Here is a 15,790-nt window from a genome sequence, read left to right on the forward strand (position 1 = left end):
GTGGCTTAAGTGTGCTGGTGACGATCAGCGAACGCGCTTGTTGCGCTGCAGGGTTTCGAAGAAGCGCACAAAGCTGGACTCATGCGCCATCCAGAAGCCGCCAGGCAAGGGCGTGGCCTGAAGGGCGTATGTGTCGCCACCAGCGCCGCCGCCCTCCCCCTCGCCGGCCATGCGCCGCACCGCATTGGCCAGCGGCGAGGGCAAGACCATCTCTTCCTCGTGCAACTGGGTAACGGGGTTCACGCCAGAGGGGATGTCATAGCCGCCGGCCGCACTCTTGCGGCTCATGGCCATGACGGCAGCAAAGGACACGGGCCGGAATGACCGGGCCGGCGGCGTTCAATGCGGCGCCTTTCATGACGCCTCCCCAGCCATCGCCGCCGCACCGAGCGGCGAGGCCGCTTCAGCGGCCGTAGCGGCTGCGTCCAGGGCCTGCGCTATGGCGCGGGCGTGCGCGGGCTGCATGCGCGCCGTGTGCGTGAACAGGCCTTGACGCAGCAGGATTGCCACCCCAAACCGCTCACCAGCGCGACGCGAGCTGGTTACCGCGGCAGCGGAATGACCCGCCAACGAGAAGGCCCCGTGCAATCGCAGCTTGCGCGACGGCTTGACGAGTCGAAGATCGCGAGCGCATTCGGCGCCGGGTTGCGAGGGGTGGTGAGGCGCGTGCGCGCCCAGGGGAATACCAGCCATGGCGAGGGCTCCTTGCTTGTGGTCACAGACCGTCGCCCTCGCTGCTAAACGATGGTGACGGCTCGAAGCGGGGTTAGCAGACCGTAAGCAAGGCAACGGCGAGCCCGAAGGCTCCCCCGCCCGAGCCGCCATAGAAAACGGCGCCCCTAGGGCGAAGAATCGCGCATGAAAAAGCCGCACTTGAGGCGGCCGCGCGCCTTGCTTGTCCGAGCTGCTAAACCCGACCCCTGATGAGCAGGGGCACGGCCAGTGTAGCGCGTGGGGGCGCAAGCGTGAAGCGGTCATTCCAGCCCACCACCACTCGGCCGGCGACTTGCAGACACCATGGCCTGCTTCCCTTCGGGCCGGATCAACAGCCGATCAGGATTGCCCGGTTCCGACCTTGCCACCTCTTCACCGGTCGCACGTACCCTCACGGTCACGCCGCCACCCCACTCCATGGTGGCCAGCGCCGACATGTCGCCGGCCTCGGTGGGGACACTGATGAGCGCACAGACACGCGGCGGGCTCACGTTCAACGCATGCCGGGCCATGGCCAACGCCCACTCGCGTTGATGTTTCGTCAACACGGCAGGCACGGCGGCGCTGACTGGCGGTAGAACCGCCACAAGTGCTGCGTCAATGACCATGGCCGCTGCTTCCACGTCAGCCAAGGCTTCCTGCACCAGAAGAGCCGCAGTCTGTTGAGGCAGGTCTGTGCCAGCCTGGGCAGCGTAGCGATTTGCTGCGGCGGCATGGTCCAAGATCCTGTCGACGGCCAGGCGAATTTCGAGCGAAGCGTCGGCGGCGGTGCTCATTGCGAGGCCCCCTGAGCCGCTGCCGCTGCCGCGCTCGCGTCTTGTGCCTGGGCGATACGGTCTTGCACCCACTGCAGCACTGCGGACTCTGGCCAGGCAACGCAGCGAGGGGTAACCTGCACGCAGCGCGGAAACGCCGGCGGGGTCTGAGACATCAGGGAATAAATTGTGGACTTACGAATGCTGGTGACTCGCTCGACTTCGGGCAGCCGAATAAGGCGATCCCGCCGAACCACCTCACGGGCCGAGTGCACAAGTTGGGGAAGGGACATGGGCGGGTTCTCCATCGAAGTCCGCACGGCGCTTGAATCGTCCGTGTCGGGTTGATGGGAACGCAGTTTGTCGGTCGGCCCTTGCCTCAAGCAACGGGCCGGCTTTCGGCCCTAGTTGCCCCCCTGTGGTGCCGACTCAATGAGGGCCGAAAGTCGGCCCCGCTTGGTAGCCTCAGGCGCCGCCGAGTTGCTGCAAATATCCCGACGCCTTCCGGTCCTCGGCTTCCTGCTTTTCAACCTTCGCCTTCCACTTGCCCACCGTGCGCTCGGCAACATTGAATTTTTCGGCAACGATCTTCTGTGCCCTCTTGCGCCCCTCTTTATGCAATTTTCTGAGCATGGCTATGGCATCGGCATTCCTCTTGGCCATTGGCTCGCCCTCGTTGGCTGACTCCACGGGCGATGCAACAGAGGTCAACTGTCCCTGCACGGTCGCTATCGTGGAAGGCACAGAAGATTCGGCCCGCACGCCATAGCCAAACAACCGTGCAGCATCAGTCTGCAAGATGGCGACCTGGCCACCAGCTGCAGCGGCGGCGCGGGCATCTAAGTCATCGGGAGCACGCGAGCAGGCCCATTTGGCGCGAAGCCGGCCCAGCAAGGCTGCAGCGCCTTTCTTGGCTGGGCGTGGTGCCGCAATCTCAAGGCGTAGACATCGACACTGATCGATCCCTTCGACGCTATCCAGATCGGGGGCCACGGCATAGCTGCCCCTCGCCGAGGGAGTAATCACTGTTTCGTCCGACACCAGTTGCGCCCTCGTGCCGGGCTGGGTCAAGTACAGCCGCGCCTTGAGCTGCGACTCCACAACACCAAGCACGTACTTTGCCGCCTCTTGGAGGAATGGACTACCGCTGAATATGCACCAGCGAACTACGTCCGCCAGGCTTACAAGCTGCCCGGCAGCCGTGCCGTCCAGTGACAGCGGACCAAAGCGGCAGGCATCGTGCTTAGGCTGAAATTCCACCTTCACCCCTCACCGGTGATCTCCCACACGAAGGCGCCGCGTCCACCAGGGGAGGGTCTGGCACTTGGCCCGGGATCAGCGGGCCACCGACGCGGCGCCCGCCAAGGATACGAACGACAGACCATTCAAGGAAGCCCCTGCCATCCCGTTGGCGCGCGCATCGGGCGCGGGGCGGCAGTCCTTTTTCGCGCCGCGCGTCCAGCCAGGAAGGCGCCTACCGCCAGGGCAAGGCGCATCACCACCCCGATAGGTGCTGTCTATGCAGGCCGCTACCTCTTACGCACCTCATAGGCATCCCGAAAACTAGAGAGATTCCGCGCCGTTTCGTGCCCGCAGGAGGAAACCTGCTGGGAAGGACCCACGACCTGATAGAGCGCCTTGATCGGCCGACCACTTGCACACCCTCGATGAGGGCAAAGGTAAGTAACTCGTCGGCCGGCGCCTGGTGAGCGAGCTGTGAATGCAAAGGTGGGAATCAAGAAGAGAAGAGGATCCCACTCACTCTCTCTGTCCCCGTGTCCCCGCCCTGTCCCCGCCTTGTCCCCGCCATCGCCAGACCTGTCGATCGGTCTGCAAACCCACCTGGCTGCCGACCTTCAAGCCGACTGTCCCCGTGTCCCCGCTGTGCCAACGCGTTCCGCCCCAGCTTTCCTCTGGCGCCTGCCCCTTCTGCCTACTCGCGCGAAAGGTGAGCCCACCACCACCCGCCATCGCGGGCCGGCTGCCGCTGCTGCAGCAAGCTACCTGCCGTGTCACATCAGCGGCGCTGAGTCTTCTAGGCCCGTTCGGCGGCAGCTTCCCACGCCCGGTCAATCCTGGTGAGCCACTCTCTCCGTTCAGCATCGTAGGCATGCCGGTTGTAGACCCCTGACACGCCGGCCTGCAGGTGCCCCAGCACCGCCTCTGCCACGTCGTCGCGGCAGCCCAGCGCAGTGAGCTGCGTGCGCACCGTGCGGCGCAGGTCGTGCGGCGTCCAGCCCTCCACAGGCCAGCGCGCCCGCTCGGCCTCGGGCCGCAGCGTGCAGCCGGGCATGTGGTACCAGACGGCCACGCTGACCACGCTCTGGTCCACATGAGGGGCCTTGCCACGCGCTGGTGGGTAGAGGTAGCCGGCGCCATGGCGGTCGATCCTGGCGCGCACCACCTCCAGCGCGCGGCCGATCAGCGGCACCCGCAGGTCCGTGGCCAGCGGGTGCTTGCCCATCTTCAGCTTCCGGCGAGGGATGGTCCACCACCAGCCGTCAGCTTCCTGGGCCACCTCGCGGCCCTCGATCGCCACGATCTCGGCCCCGCGGCATCCCGTCCAGAGGTACAGCGTCAGCAGCTCGGCCGTCTGCCGGCTGACGTGCGGCAGGTGGCGCAGCACCTCACCCACCTGGCCAGGCCGTAGCGCTACCTTCTGCACGCCCTGGTGAGCCCCGCCTGTCGGCTTGCCATCCACCACCTTGCGGCCGACGAGCTTGCCCTTGCTGGCCAGCTTGCCCCGCAGGACCAGGCGCCACCAGTTCGGCACCTCGTCGCCCAGCCGGCCCGAGTCGTGCCCGTAGTCCCATGCAGCCCCCAGCTCGCGGCGCAGGTTGCCCGCCTCCACCGGGGTGCCTGCGGCCGAGCTGATCAGGTCATAGGCATCGGCCCGCGTCACGCTCGCGGCCGGGCGCCTGGCCAGCGGCAGCCCATAGACGCGGCGGGCGAACAGAGCGCGCAGCTCGGCCACCCCCTTGGGTGTGCGGCGCGCGGCCACGAAGCGCTCGATGAAGTCTTCGCACAGGCGCTGCACCGTCAGGGCGGCCCCATCGGCTCGGCCGCTGGCCAGCTTGGCGCGCTCGGCGTGTGCCGCCGCCCGCTTCTCTTGCGCAGGGTCACGGCCGGCATCGCGCACCGCCCTCATGGCCTCCCAGGCGCCCAGAGCAGCGGCGAGCGACATGGCCGGCCACTGCCCCAGCTTGACCTGGCGCATGCGGCCGTCTGCCGGGCTCTTGAACCGGTATATCCACGCCCGCCTGGTTTCGGTGGCCTCCAGGCGCAGGCCTGGCGCACCCTCCAAAGTAAGATGATCGCTAGGCTTGAGCGCCTTGGCTTTGCGGGCGTCGAATTGCATCGCTTTCAGTAAACCTACGCCGTAGCGTAGCTTCGAAAATACGGTGCCAATAATCCTACGCCAAAATGCCAATAGCGAACGTGTTGCGGTTGGGTTCTATTTTGTTATCTCTGAATGCTGCGCGAGCCAGAAACCATCATTAGATCAATGAGTTACGCGCCATCAGAGCAGCAAAATCAAGCACTTGCGCAGGCTGATTTCTCAGCTCACACCCCCATGATGCAGCAGTACCTGCGCATCAAGGCCGAGCACCCGGACACGCTCGTGTTCTACCGCATGGGCGATTTCTACGAGGTGTTCTTCGACGACGCCCGCAAGGCCCACCGGCTGCTCGACATCACGCTCACCACCCGTGGCCAGAGCGCCGGCGAGCCGGTGGTGATGGCCGGTGTGCCGGTGCATGCGGTCGAGAACTACCTGGCCCGGCTGCTGAAGCTGGGCGAATCGGTCGCCGTGGCCGAACAGGTCGGCGACGTCGCCACCGCCAAGGGCCCGGTCGAGCGCAAGGTGGTGCGCGTGGTCACGCCCGGCACCGTGACCGACAGCGAGCTGCTCGACGACCGCGCCGACACCCTGCTGCTGGCCGTGCACCGCCAACGCAGCACCTATGGCCTGGCCTGGCTGGGCCTTTCCAGCGGCCAGCTCGGCCTGGCCGAATGCGGCGAGCGTGAGCTGCCGGGCTGGCTGGCCCGGCTGGCGCCGGCCGAGATCCTGATCGACCGCGACAGCATCGACAAATCGCCTTCGCCGGCGCTGCGCCAGGCCAAGAGCACCCTCACCGCCCGGCCCGCCTGGCAGTTCGACACGGGCCTGGGCCTGCGCAAGCTGTGCGAGCAGTTGCGGGTGGCGTCGCTGGCCGGCTTCAACGCGCAGGACCTGGGCCAGGCCCACGCCGCCGCCGCCGCGCTGCTGGCCTACGCCGAGCACACCCAGGGCCGCGCGCTGGCGCACGTCAACACGCTGACCGTGCAGCGCGCCAGCGAGCTGCTCGAGCTGCCGCCGGCCACGCACCGCAACCTCGAACTGACCGAAACCCTGCGCGGCGAGCGCGCGCCCACGCTGCTGTCGCTGCTGGACACCTGCCGCAGCGGCATGGGCAGCCGCGCGCTGCGCCACTGGCTGACGCACCCGGCCCGCGATCGCACCCAGGCCCATGCCCGCCACGCCGCGATCGCCCAGTTGCTGGCCAGTGGCTTCGACACCCTGCGCGACGCGCTGCGCTCGGTCAGCGATGTCGAGCGCATCGTCTCGCGCATCGCCCTGCGCCAGGTGCGCCCGCGCGAGCTCGCGGGCCTGCGCATGACGCTGGCCAGCCTGCCCACGCTGCGCAGCATCGCGCCGCAGGGCAGCAAGCTGCTGGACGACTGCCACGCCGCGCTGTCGCCCGACCCCACGGTGGCCGAGCTGCTGACCCGCGCCATCGCCGAAGAGCCCGCCGTGTTGCTGCGCGACGGTGGCGTCATCGCCACCGGCTTCGACGCCGAGCTGGACGAGCTGCGTGCCATCGGCCAGAACTGCGACGCCTTCCTGATCGACCTCGAAACCCGCGAGCGTGCCCGCACCGGCATCGCCAACCTGCGGGTGCAGTTCAACCGCGTGCATGGCTTCTACATCGAGGTCACCGCGTCGGGGCTGGACAAGGTGCCGGCCGACTACCAGCGCCGGCAGACGATGAAGAACGCCGAGCGCTTCATCACGCCCGAGCTGAAGACCTTCGAAGACAAGGCGTTGTCGGCGCAAGACCGCTCGCTGGCGCGCGAAAAGTGGCTCTACGAGCAACTGCTGGAGCAGCTGCAGAACTGGCTCGCGCCGCTGGCCGCCCTGGGCCGCGCGCTGGCCACGCTGGACGCGCTGGCCGCGTTGGCCGAGCGCGCCGCCACGCTCGACTGGTGCCGCCCTGAGTTCGTCAACCACCCGTGCATCGAGATCGACGCCGGCCGCCACCCGGTGGTGCAGGCGCGCCTGGCCGAGACCGGTGGTGCCGAGTTCATCCCCAACGACTGCCGGCTCGACAGCCGCACCCGGCTGCTGGTGATCACCGGCCCCAACATGGGCGGCAAGAGCACCTTCATGCGCCAGGTGGCGCTGATCGTGCTGCTGGCGGCGATGGGCTCGTACGTGCCGGCCAGGGCCTGCCGACTGGGCCCGATCGACGCCATCCACACCCGCATCGGCGCGGCCGACGACCTGGCCAACGCGCAGTCGACCTTCATGATGGAGATGACCGAGGCCGCGGCCATCGTGCACGGCGCGACCGAGCAGTCGCTGGTGCTGATGGACGAGATCGGCCGCGGCACCTCGACCTTCGACGGCCTGGCGCTGGCCTCGGCGATCGCGACCCAGCTGCACGACCGCAACAAGGCCTTCACCCTGTTCGCCACCCACTACTTCGAGCTGACCGAGTTTCCGCGCCGCCACGAGCGTGCGCTGAACCTGCACGTCAGCGCCACCGAAAGCGGCGACGACATCGTCTTCCTGCACGCCATCGAGCCCGGCCCCGCCAGCCGCAGCTACGGCGTGCAGGTGGCGCGGCTGGCCGGCATGCCGCCGGCGCTGATCCGCCAGGCGCGGGCCGCGCTCGAAGCGCTCGAAGCCCAGTCGCGCGAGCGCGATGCGCAGGTCGACCTGTTCGCCGCGCCGCCGGCGGCACCGGCGCCGGTGGCCTCGGCGGTGGACGAGGCGCTGGCCCACATCGAGCCGGACACCCTGACCCCGCGCGAAGCGCTCGACGCGCTGTACCGCCTGAAGCAGTTGCAGATCAAAGGCGGCGCCTGAGCCAAGCTCAGCGCTGCGACTCGCGCACGTGGGTCAGCTGCATCAGCGTCGGCACGGTCTTGCGGGTCTTGTCGCTCAAGGCGGCATAGCGGTCATACAGCGCATTCAGCTCGCTCGCCAACTGGCGGGTCTCGTCGTCGGTCAGCCAGAGCCGGGCCCAGTACTGGATGAAGTCGTCCGGCGGTGCCGGGCGACCGGGCCGCGGCAGGATGGTCGTGAACAGCCCGGCGGCTTCGCCGGTGTTGGCGATGCACAGCTCCAGATCGGGCGCCTGCTTCGCCAGTGAGCGCGCCATGGCGGCTCGCGCCTGGGCCTGCCAGCGCTGCGTGAAATCGTCGAGCACGCCTTCGTAGCTGGCCAGTGGCGCCTCTTTCAGGCTCACGCGAAGGCGATCGGCCACGCAGCGGTAGTGGCGCACGCGGTGGCGGCCTCTTTTTTCGACGCGCACCAGCCGGATCAGGCCCACATCCACGAGGCGGCCGATCCAGTAGCTCATCGCCGTCTTGCTGACGTGCAGTTGCTCGGCGGCGGACGCCAGGTCTGCGCTTTGGCCGAAGAACGGCTTCAGGTGCACGCGCTTTTCGAGGTGCCACAGGATCTCGACCGCCGCCGGGTCGGTGATCTCCAGGTCGGCGGCCGGCGTCCATTCGGGCACGTCGTCGGTGTGGTCGTTGCTCAACGGGTCGGGTCCACGGTTCAGTTTCAACCATGGTATTTGAACCGTCGCCTGCCTAGGCTTCGGGCCTCGCTGTCAACCAATCAGCAGCCCGACATAACCAAGGAGGTCTATGGACACGAACAGATACGAATCGCCCGCCGGCCGTCAGGACAAGCTGCGCCACCTGCGCGCACTGGCCACCGCCGTCATCTGCGCTGCCGCGCTCGGCGCTTGTGGGGGCGGTGGCGGCGGTGGCGAGCCGACGGGAAACACGGCGCCTCCGCCGTCGCCATCACCCTCGCCATCGCCCTCACCGTCACCATCCCCATCGCCCTCACCGTCACCATCCCCGTCGCCGTCACCATCGCCCTCCCCGTCTCCACCGCCGCCCCCGCCGGTCTCCGGCAGCCTGTGGCACGACAACTACGCGCTCGACTTCCGGGACGGCACGCAGATCGCCTTCCCCGGCGGCGGCCTGCCGGTGCAGGTCACGGCCGACGGCTGGGGCTACCCCTGGCCAGACGGCAAGCAATACGCGATCACCGACATGGACGACGACATCAGTACGCTGAGGGTGCTGGACCTGTCGGGCAACGTGCTCTACAGCGCCACGGCAGAGGGCTACCTGCGCAATGAACGGCCTGCGCCACGCAAGACCATCCTCGCGGCGATGCTCGGCGCAGACACCATCTCGCCGGCCGACTGGATCTTCATCGACCTGCCCACGATGACGGTCGTGCGCCAATTCACCGCCGATGACGCGTTCACCTGGCTGCCCGACAACCGCTATCTGCGGATCACCCAGCAAGGCGCGATCAGCACCGGCGCGCTCGACGGCCCCGAGACCGAAACGCCGAGCGGCCAGCTCAACCTGCCCCCGCACCACTACCTCATCGACGCCTGGGCCAACCGCCAGGGCAACCGCCTGGCGCTGCGCATCCAGAACGACGTCGAGCCCTCGCCCGACAGCGACATCTGGGTCTCCAACCTCGACGGCAGCGGGCTCGAGCGCGTCACCACGACCAAGATGAGCTATGGCGCCCACTGGTCGCCCGACGGCCGCTACCTGGCCTTCGACGTGGACACCGGTTTTTTCTGCACCGGCATGGGCTGCATGGGCACCTGCGAGCTCTGGTACGTGCCCGCCGAGGCGCGCAACGTGACCGCCCTGCCGGCGGCGCACGACGCCCTCAGCTTCGAGGTGAGCAACCGTGACGGTGACAAGCGCACGCTCGGTTGCGACTTGATGGCGTGGACCGATTGACGGCAGGCGCCGAGCGCTGAAACGGTGGAGGGAGCAATCCGCGCGCCTGTTGCATCGCAGCGGCGCGCGGGCCCCAAGAAGCCATCCGCCCCTCACGGCGCGGCTGCAAACACCCGCCAAGTGTGGACAATCGTCTGATCAACGATTCCCGGATTGACGGGTGTTCCCATGACCTACTGTGTCGGCATCCGGCTCAACGCCGGTCTGGTCTTCTTGTCGGATTCGCGCACCAACGCGGGCCTGGACGCGATCAGCACCTTCCGCAAGATGATCATCTACGAGAAGCCCGGTGATCGCTTCATGGTGCTGCTGTCGGCGGGCAACCTGAGCATCTCGCAGTCGGTGCGCGAGATCCTGCAGGTCGAGAAGCTGCCCAACGGCGACGGCGAGCCGTTGACGATCTGGAACGCCAAGAGCATGTTCGACGCGACCCGCGTGCTGGGTGCCGCGGTGCGCCGCGTGTACGACCAGGACGCGGCAGCGCTGCACAACGCCGGCGTCGATTTCAACTCCAACATGATCTTCGGCGGGCAGATCAAGGGCGAGGCGATGCGGTTGTTCCACATCTACTCGGCCGGCAACTTCATCGAGGCCACGCGCGAGACCTGCTTCTTCCAGATCGGCGAGAGCAAGTACGGCAAGCCGATCCTCGACCGGGTGCTCACCCCCACCACGCCGCTCGAAGAAGCCGCCAAGTGCGCGCTGGTGTCGATGGACTCGACCTTGAAATCGAACCTGTCGGTCGGCCTGCCGCTGGACCTGCTGGTCTACGAAGAAGGCAAGCTGCAGAGCAGCAACATCGCCGTCATCGACGACCAGAACCCCTACTTCCGCATGATCCGCGGCACCTGGGGCCAGCGCCTGCGCGAGGTCTTCGAGGCGATCGACGACCCACACTGGGACGGCACCGACACCACGCACCCACTGCTCGCGCCGTCCGAGCGCTACGAGCCGATGCGCAAGATCGGCCGGCCCGAAGAGAAGATCGTTTGAGCACCCTGCCCCTGCCGATCGTCTTCTCGCACGCCAACGGCTTCCCGGCTGGCACCTACCGGGTGCTGTTCGAGCGCTGGCGCAGCGCCGGCCACCCGGTGCACGCGATCGAGCGTTTCGGCCACGATCCTCGCTACCCGGTGACCAGCAACTGGCGCGGGCTGCGCGACCAGTTGATCGATTTCATCGAGGCCGAGGTCGGCGGCCCAGCCCTGCTGGTCGGCCATTCGCTCGGTGGCCTGCTCAGCCTGCTGGCCGCCTGCAAGCGGCCGGACCTGGCCGCCCGCCTGGTCCTGCTCGACTCTCCGGTGGTCACCGGCTGGCGCGCCCACAGCGTGCAGATGCTCAAGCGCAGCGGGCTGATGCCACGCATCTCGCCCGGCAAGGTGTCGCGCCAGCGCCGCCACCAGTGGCCCGACCGTGCCGCGGTGCTGGCGCACTTCCAGGCCAAGAGTGTCTTTGCGCGCTGGGACGATCGTGTGCTGGCCGACTACGTGGCCAGCGGCTTCGAAGAGCGCGACGGGCATGTCGAGCTGGCCTTCCATCGCTCGGTCGAAACCCGCATCTACGACACGCTGCCACACCACATGGGCAGCGTGCTGAAGCGCCATCCACCGCAGTGCCCGGTGGCATTCATCGCCGGCACCCAGTCGGTCGAGGCCCGGCAAGGCGGCCTGGCCGCCGCCCACGCGCTGGCGAAAGAGCGTTTCCAGTGGATGGAAGGCAGCCACCTGTACCCGATGGAGCGGCCGGACGACACGGCCGACGCGGTGCTCGCGCTGCTGGCCTGACGCCCCCCGCGAGCCGGCTCAACGCGCCGGGTGCACGATGTAGGCGTGGCGGGGGTCCCCCTCGGGCGGCCCCTCGAGCGGCGAGCCGGCTTCGCGGCCCGGCCGCCACAGCACCACCTCGTCGATCTTCCTGGCCAGCGCCAGGTCGCGCTCGGTGATGCCGTTCGCATCGTGGGTCCACAGCCGCACGACGACCCGTGCGTAGTCCACCTCGAGCGATGGGTGGTGCCAGGCGGCCTCGGCCAGGTGGCCGACGGCGTTGACGACCATCAGCGTGGCGCGCCAGCCGGCGGTGTCGATCGAGCGCTCGATCGCGCCATCGGCCAGCCGCCAGCCCGGCAGTTCGCGCGCCAGGCGGGCGGCCAATTCATCGTCGTGCAGCGGGGCGAGGCGCTGGTGGTTGGGGTCGCTGGGCATGGGCGCTCTCCGGCAGGTGGTGGCCCTTGGGGGCAGCCATGAGAGCGCCCCGCCGAGCCGACCCGTATAATCACGCTTTACCACCACGGCACTCCTGAGCCTGGCCGATCCCCCGGCCTGCCGGAGTGCTTTTTGACATGACCAAGTTCGTCTTCGTCACCGGCGGTGTGGTGTCCTCTCTCGGCAAGGGCATCGCGTCAGCATCACTCGCCGCGATCCTCGAATCGCGCGGCCTCAAAGTCACCCTGATCAAGCTGGACCCGTACCTCAACGTGGACCCGGGCACGATGTCGCCCTTCCAGCATGGCGAGGTGTTCGTCACCGACGACGGCGCTGAAACCGACCTCGACCTCGGCCACTACGAGCGCTTCATCACCACCCGGATGAAGCGCAGCAACAACTTCACGACCGGCCAGATCTACAAGTCGGTGCTCGAGAAAGAGCGCCGCGGCGACTACCTGGGCAAGACGGTGCAGGTCATCCCGCACGTCACCAACGAGATCCAGGACTACGTCAAGCGCGGCGCCGGCGTCGGCACGCCCGACGCGGTCGACGTGGCGATCGTCGAGATCGGCGGCACGGTGGGCGACATCGAATCGCTGCCGTTCCTCGAAGCCGTGCGCCAGATGAGCCTGAAGCTGGGCCCGACGCACACCGCCTTCGTCCACCTCACCTACGTGCCGTGGATCGCCGCCGCCGGCGAGCTGAAGACCAAGCCGACCCAGCACACGGTGCAGAAGCTGCGCGAGATCGGTATCCAGCCCGACGCGCTGCTGTGCCGCGCCGACCGGCCGATCCCCGACGACGAGCGCGAGAAGATTTCGCTGTTCACCAACGTGCCGCAGCACGGCGTGATCTCGATGTGGGACGTGGACACCATCTACAAGGTGCCCCGCATGCTGCACGAGCAGGGCCTGGACGAGATGATCTGCATGAAGCTGCAGTCGCTCACCCGCCCAGCCGACCTGCGCCGCTGGGACACCCTGGTGCACGAGGTCGAGCACCCGCGCGGCGAGGTGACGATCGGCATGTGCGGCAAGTACACCGACCTGTCGGACAGCTACAAGTCGCTGAACGAGGCGCTGCGCCATGCCGGCCTGCACAACCACGTGCGCGTCAAGATCGAGTACATCGACGCCGAGACGCTGACCGACGGCCAGGCCGACGTGCAGCTGGCCAAGGTCGACGCGGTGCTGGTGCCCGGCGGCTTCGGCAAGCGTGGCGTCGAGGGCAAGATCCACGCGGCGCAATTCGCCCGCGAGCACGGCGTGCCCTACCTCGGCATCTGCCTGGGCATGCAGGTCGCGACGATCGAATACGCCCGCCACATGGCCGACCTCGACGGCGCGAACTCGACCGAGTTCGACCCCGACACCGCGCACCCGGTGATCGCGCTGATCGACGAATGGCAAGACCGTGACGGCTCGATCCAGAAGCGCGACGCCAACTCCGATCTCGGCGGCACGATGCGCCTGGGCGCGCAAAGCTCCGACGTCAAGCCCGGCACGCTGGCGCACGAGATCTACGGCCCGGTCGTGACCGAGCGCCACCGCCACCGCTACGAGGCCAACGAGCGTTACCTCGACCGCCTGCAGCAGGCTGGCCTGGTGATCTCGGCCATCACCCAGCGCGAGAAACTCACCGAAATGGTCGAGCTGCCGCGCGACACCCACCCGTGGTTCGTCGGCGTGCAGTTCCACCCCGAATTCAAGTCGACCCCGTGGGGCGGCCACCCGCTGTTCATCAGCTACATCAAGGCCGCGCTGGCCCACCAGGCCACGCGCAGCAACCAGAAGGCCGCGGCCTAAGCCGGCGAAAGGACCCCATGAAACTGTGTGGCTTCGATGTCGGCCTCGACAAGCCGTTCTTCCTGATCGCCGGCCCCTGCGTGGTCGAAAGCGAACAGCTGCAGATGGACGTGGCCGGCCGGCTGAAGGAAATGACCAGCAAGCTGGGCATCCCGTTCATCTTCAAGTCCAGCTACGACAAGGCCAACCGCTCCAGCGGCACCTCGTTCCGCGGCCCCGGCATGGAGCGTGGGCTGGAGATCCTGGCCAAGGTCAAGCGCGAGCTGGGCGTGCCGGTGCTGACCGACGTGCACAGCGAGGCCGAGATTGCCGAGGTGGCCAAGGTCGTCGATGTGCTGCAGACCCCGGCCTTCCTGTGCCGCCAGACCGATTTCATCCACGCCGTGGCCAAGAGCGGCAAGCCAGTGAACATCAAGAAGGGCCAGTTCCTCGCCCCTGGCGACATGAAGAACGTGATCGACAAGGCCCGCGCCGCCGCGCGCGAAGCAGGCCTGAGCGAAGACCGCTTCATGGCCTGCGAGCGTGGCGCCAGCTTCGGCTACAACAACCTCGTCTCCGACATGCGCAGCCTGGCGATCATGCGCGAGACCGGCGCGCCGGTCGTCTTCGACGTGACCCACTCGGTGCAACTGCCCGGCGGCCAGGGCACCAGCTCGGGCGGCCAGCGCGAGTTCGTGCCGGTGCTGGCGCGCGCGGGCGTGGCGGTCGGCGTGGCGGGCCTGTTCATGGAAACCCACCCCGACCCGGCCAACGCCCTGTCCGACGGCCCGAACGCCGTGCCGCTGAAGCACATGGCCGCGCTGCTGGAACAACTGGTCGCGCTGGACCGCGTGATCAAGAGCAAGCCTTTGCTCGAGAACGATTTTTCCTGCTGAAGGAGCCGGACCGATGGCCTATGGCTACCTGCTCGTCACGATGAACATCAGCGACCCGGAGCGCTACAAGCAGTACATGGCCGAAGCGCCGGCGGCCGTGAAGGCCTTTGGCGGCGAGTACCTGGTGCGCGGCGGCAAGCATGAAACGCTCGAGGGCGAATGGAACCCGCACCGCGTCGCCGTGCTGCGCTTTCCCAGCTACGAGAAGGCCAAGGCCTTCTACGACGACGCCCAGTACACCCAGATCCGCCAGAAGCGCCTCGGCGCGACCGAGTACTTCAACATGGTGCTCGTCGAAGGCTTCGAAGGGGTCGTCTGAGGCGTACCCTGCCCCACCCAGAACTTGATGCGCGCAGGTAACGGATTTCCGGCATCCTGCCGCCGCGATTTGTTATTGACTTGGAGTGAGACTGAATGAGTGCCATTGTTGACATCGTCGGCCGCGAGATCCTCGACAGCCGCGGCAACCCCACCGTCGAATGCGACGTGCTGCTCGAAAGCGGCACCCTGGGCCGCGCGGCCGTGCCGTCGGGCGCGTCCACCGGTTCGCGCGAAGCGATCGAGCTGCGTGACGGCGACAAGAGCCGCTACCTCGGCAAGGGCGTGCTGAAGGCCGTCCAGAACATCAACAACGACATCAGCGAAGCCGTGCTGGGCCTGGACGCGTCCGAGCAGGCCTTTCTCGACAAGACGCTGATCGACCTCGACGGCACCGACAACAAGAGCCGCCTGGGCGCCAACGCGATGCTGGCCGTCTCGATGGCCGTGGCGCGCGCGGCGGCTGAAGAGTCGGGCCTGCCGCTGTACCGCTACTTCGGCGGCATGGGTGGTGTACAGCTGCCGGTGCCGATGATGAACGTCATCAACGGCGGCGCCCACGCGAACAACAGCCTGGACCTGCAAGAGTTCATGATCATCCCGGTGGGCGCGCCGAGCTTTCGCGAAGCGCTGCGCTACGGTGCCGAGGTCTTCCACGCGCTGAAGAAGATCATCGACGCCAAGGGCATGAGCACCACCGTCGGCGACGAAGGCGGCTTCGCGCCCAACCTGCCCAGCCACGAAGCGGCGATCCAGCTGATCCTCGAAGCGATCGACAAGGCCGGCTTCACGGCCGGCTCGCAAATCGCCATCGGCCTCGATTGCGCCGCCAGCGAGTTCTACAAAGACGGCAAGTACCACCTCAAAGGCGAAGGCCTGGTGCTGTCGGCCACCGAGTGGACCGACATCCTGGCGACCTGGGTCGACAAGTACCCGATCATCTCGATCGAAGACGGCATGCACGAAGGCGACTGGGACGGCTGGAAGCACCTGACCGAACGCCTGGGCAAGAAGGTGCAGCTGGTGGGCGACGACCTGTTCGTCACCAACACCAAGATCCTGAA

The 15,790-nt window shown here is 67.5% G+C and carries 16 protein-coding genes; 8 read left to right on the forward strand and 8 right to left on the reverse strand.

Annotated elements, in window-relative coordinates:
• Positions 1–24 precede the first annotated feature (24 nt).
• The 5 genes from ACE3SG_RS09490 to ACE3SG_RS09510 form a co-directional block, all read right to left on the reverse strand.
• A complete protein-coding gene (locus ACE3SG_RS09490) occupies positions 25–312 on the reverse strand; it encodes a hypothetical protein (RefSeq protein ID WP_374564441.1) in 288 nt (95 codons plus the stop codon).
• A gap of 662 nt (positions 313–974) precedes the next feature.
• Positions 975–1,490, reverse strand: coding sequence for a hypothetical protein (locus ACE3SG_RS09495; protein WP_374564443.1), 516 nt, complete (start codon positions 1,488–1,490; stop codon positions 975–977).
• Complete coding sequence (locus ACE3SG_RS09500) at positions 1,487–1,777, reverse strand: helix-turn-helix transcriptional regulator (RefSeq protein ID WP_374564445.1); 291 nt, start codon at positions 1,775–1,777, stop codon at positions 1,487–1,489. Before ACE3SG_RS09500 ends, ACE3SG_RS09495 begins: the two co-directional genes overlap by 4 nt.
• 157 nt (positions 1,778–1,934) lie before the next feature.
• A complete protein-coding gene (locus ACE3SG_RS09505; protein ID WP_374564447.1) occupies positions 1,935–2,729 on the reverse strand; it encodes a hypothetical protein in 795 nt (264 codons plus the stop codon).
• Between the two features lie 775 nt (positions 2,730–3,504).
• A complete protein-coding gene (locus tag ACE3SG_RS09510) occupies positions 3,505–4,827 on the reverse strand; it encodes a tyrosine-type recombinase/integrase (RefSeq protein ID WP_374564448.1) in 1,323 nt (440 codons plus the stop codon).
• A 147-nt stretch (positions 4,828–4,974) separates the two neighbouring features.
• Here ACE3SG_RS09510 and mutS point away from each other — a divergent pair, with 147 nt between their 5' ends.
• Positions 4,975–7,602, forward strand: coding sequence for a DNA mismatch repair protein MutS (mutS, locus tag ACE3SG_RS09515; protein WP_374564450.1), 2,628 nt, complete (start codon positions 4,975–4,977; stop codon positions 7,600–7,602).
• Between the two features lie 7 nt (positions 7,603–7,609).
• Here the strand turns inward: mutS and ACE3SG_RS09520 are convergent, their stop codons facing one another.
• Positions 7,610–8,281, reverse strand: a complete 672-nt coding sequence (locus ACE3SG_RS09520) for a hypothetical protein (RefSeq protein WP_374564452.1) — start codon at positions 8,279–8,281, stop codon at positions 7,610–7,612.
• A 144-nt stretch (positions 8,282–8,425) separates the two neighbouring features.
• Positions 8,426–8,683 (reverse strand): hypothetical protein, encoded by a 258-nt coding sequence (locus ACE3SG_RS09525; RefSeq protein ID WP_374564454.1) that lies wholly within the window; start codon positions 8,681–8,683, stop codon positions 8,426–8,428.
• Between the two features lie 58 nt (positions 8,684–8,741).
• Here ACE3SG_RS09525 and ACE3SG_RS09530 point away from each other — a divergent pair, with 58 nt between their 5' ends.
• The 3 genes from ACE3SG_RS09530 (at position 8,742) to ACE3SG_RS09540 (ending at position 11,308) form a co-directional block, all read left to right on the forward strand.
• Entirely contained in the window at positions 8,742–9,524 is a 783-nt protein-coding gene (locus tag ACE3SG_RS09530) for a TolB family protein (RefSeq protein ID WP_374564456.1), read from the forward strand.
• A gap of 168 nt (positions 9,525–9,692) precedes the next feature.
• Entirely contained in the window at positions 9,693–10,517 is an 825-nt protein-coding gene (locus tag ACE3SG_RS09535) for a peptidase (protein ID WP_374564458.1), read from the forward strand.
• Complete coding sequence (locus ACE3SG_RS09540; protein ID WP_374564460.1) at positions 10,514–11,308, forward strand: alpha/beta fold hydrolase; 795 nt, start codon at positions 10,514–10,516, stop codon at positions 11,306–11,308. Before ACE3SG_RS09535 ends, ACE3SG_RS09540 begins: the two co-directional genes overlap by 4 nt.
• An 18-nt stretch (positions 11,309–11,326) precedes the next feature.
• Here ACE3SG_RS09540 and ACE3SG_RS09545 read toward each other — a convergent pair whose 3' ends face one another.
• A complete protein-coding gene (locus ACE3SG_RS09545; protein WP_374564462.1) occupies positions 11,327–11,725 on the reverse strand; it encodes a 4a-hydroxytetrahydrobiopterin dehydratase in 399 nt (132 codons plus the stop codon).
• Between the two features lie 137 nt (positions 11,726–11,862).
• Between ACE3SG_RS09545 and ACE3SG_RS09550 the strand changes: the two genes are divergently transcribed.
• From ACE3SG_RS09550 to eno, 4 genes are all read left to right on the forward strand, one after another.
• Positions 11,863–13,533: a CTP synthase gene (locus ACE3SG_RS09550; RefSeq protein WP_374564464.1), complete on the forward strand. Its 1,671-nt coding sequence runs from the start codon at positions 11,863–11,865 to the stop codon at positions 13,531–13,533.
• 17 nt (positions 13,534–13,550) lie between these two features.
• Positions 13,551–14,408 (forward strand): 3-deoxy-8-phosphooctulonate synthase, encoded by an 858-nt coding sequence (gene kdsA, locus ACE3SG_RS09555; protein WP_374564466.1) that lies wholly within the window; start codon positions 13,551–13,553, stop codon positions 14,406–14,408.
• Positions 14,409–14,421: 13 nt separating this feature from the next.
• Positions 14,422–14,727 (forward strand): DUF1330 domain-containing protein, encoded by a 306-nt coding sequence (locus ACE3SG_RS09560; protein ID WP_374564468.1) that lies wholly within the window; start codon positions 14,422–14,424, stop codon positions 14,725–14,727.
• Positions 14,728–14,822: 95 nt separating this feature from the next.
• The coding region (eno, locus tag ACE3SG_RS09565; RefSeq protein ID WP_374564470.1) for a phosphopyruvate hydratase at positions 14,823–15,790 on the forward strand (968 nt) is incomplete at its 3' end.

The sequence above is a fragment of the Ideonella sp. genome, assembly GCF_041914305.1.
In the GTDB taxonomy this organism is placed as follows: Bacteria; Pseudomonadota; Gammaproteobacteria; order Burkholderiales; family Burkholderiaceae_C; genus Ideonella.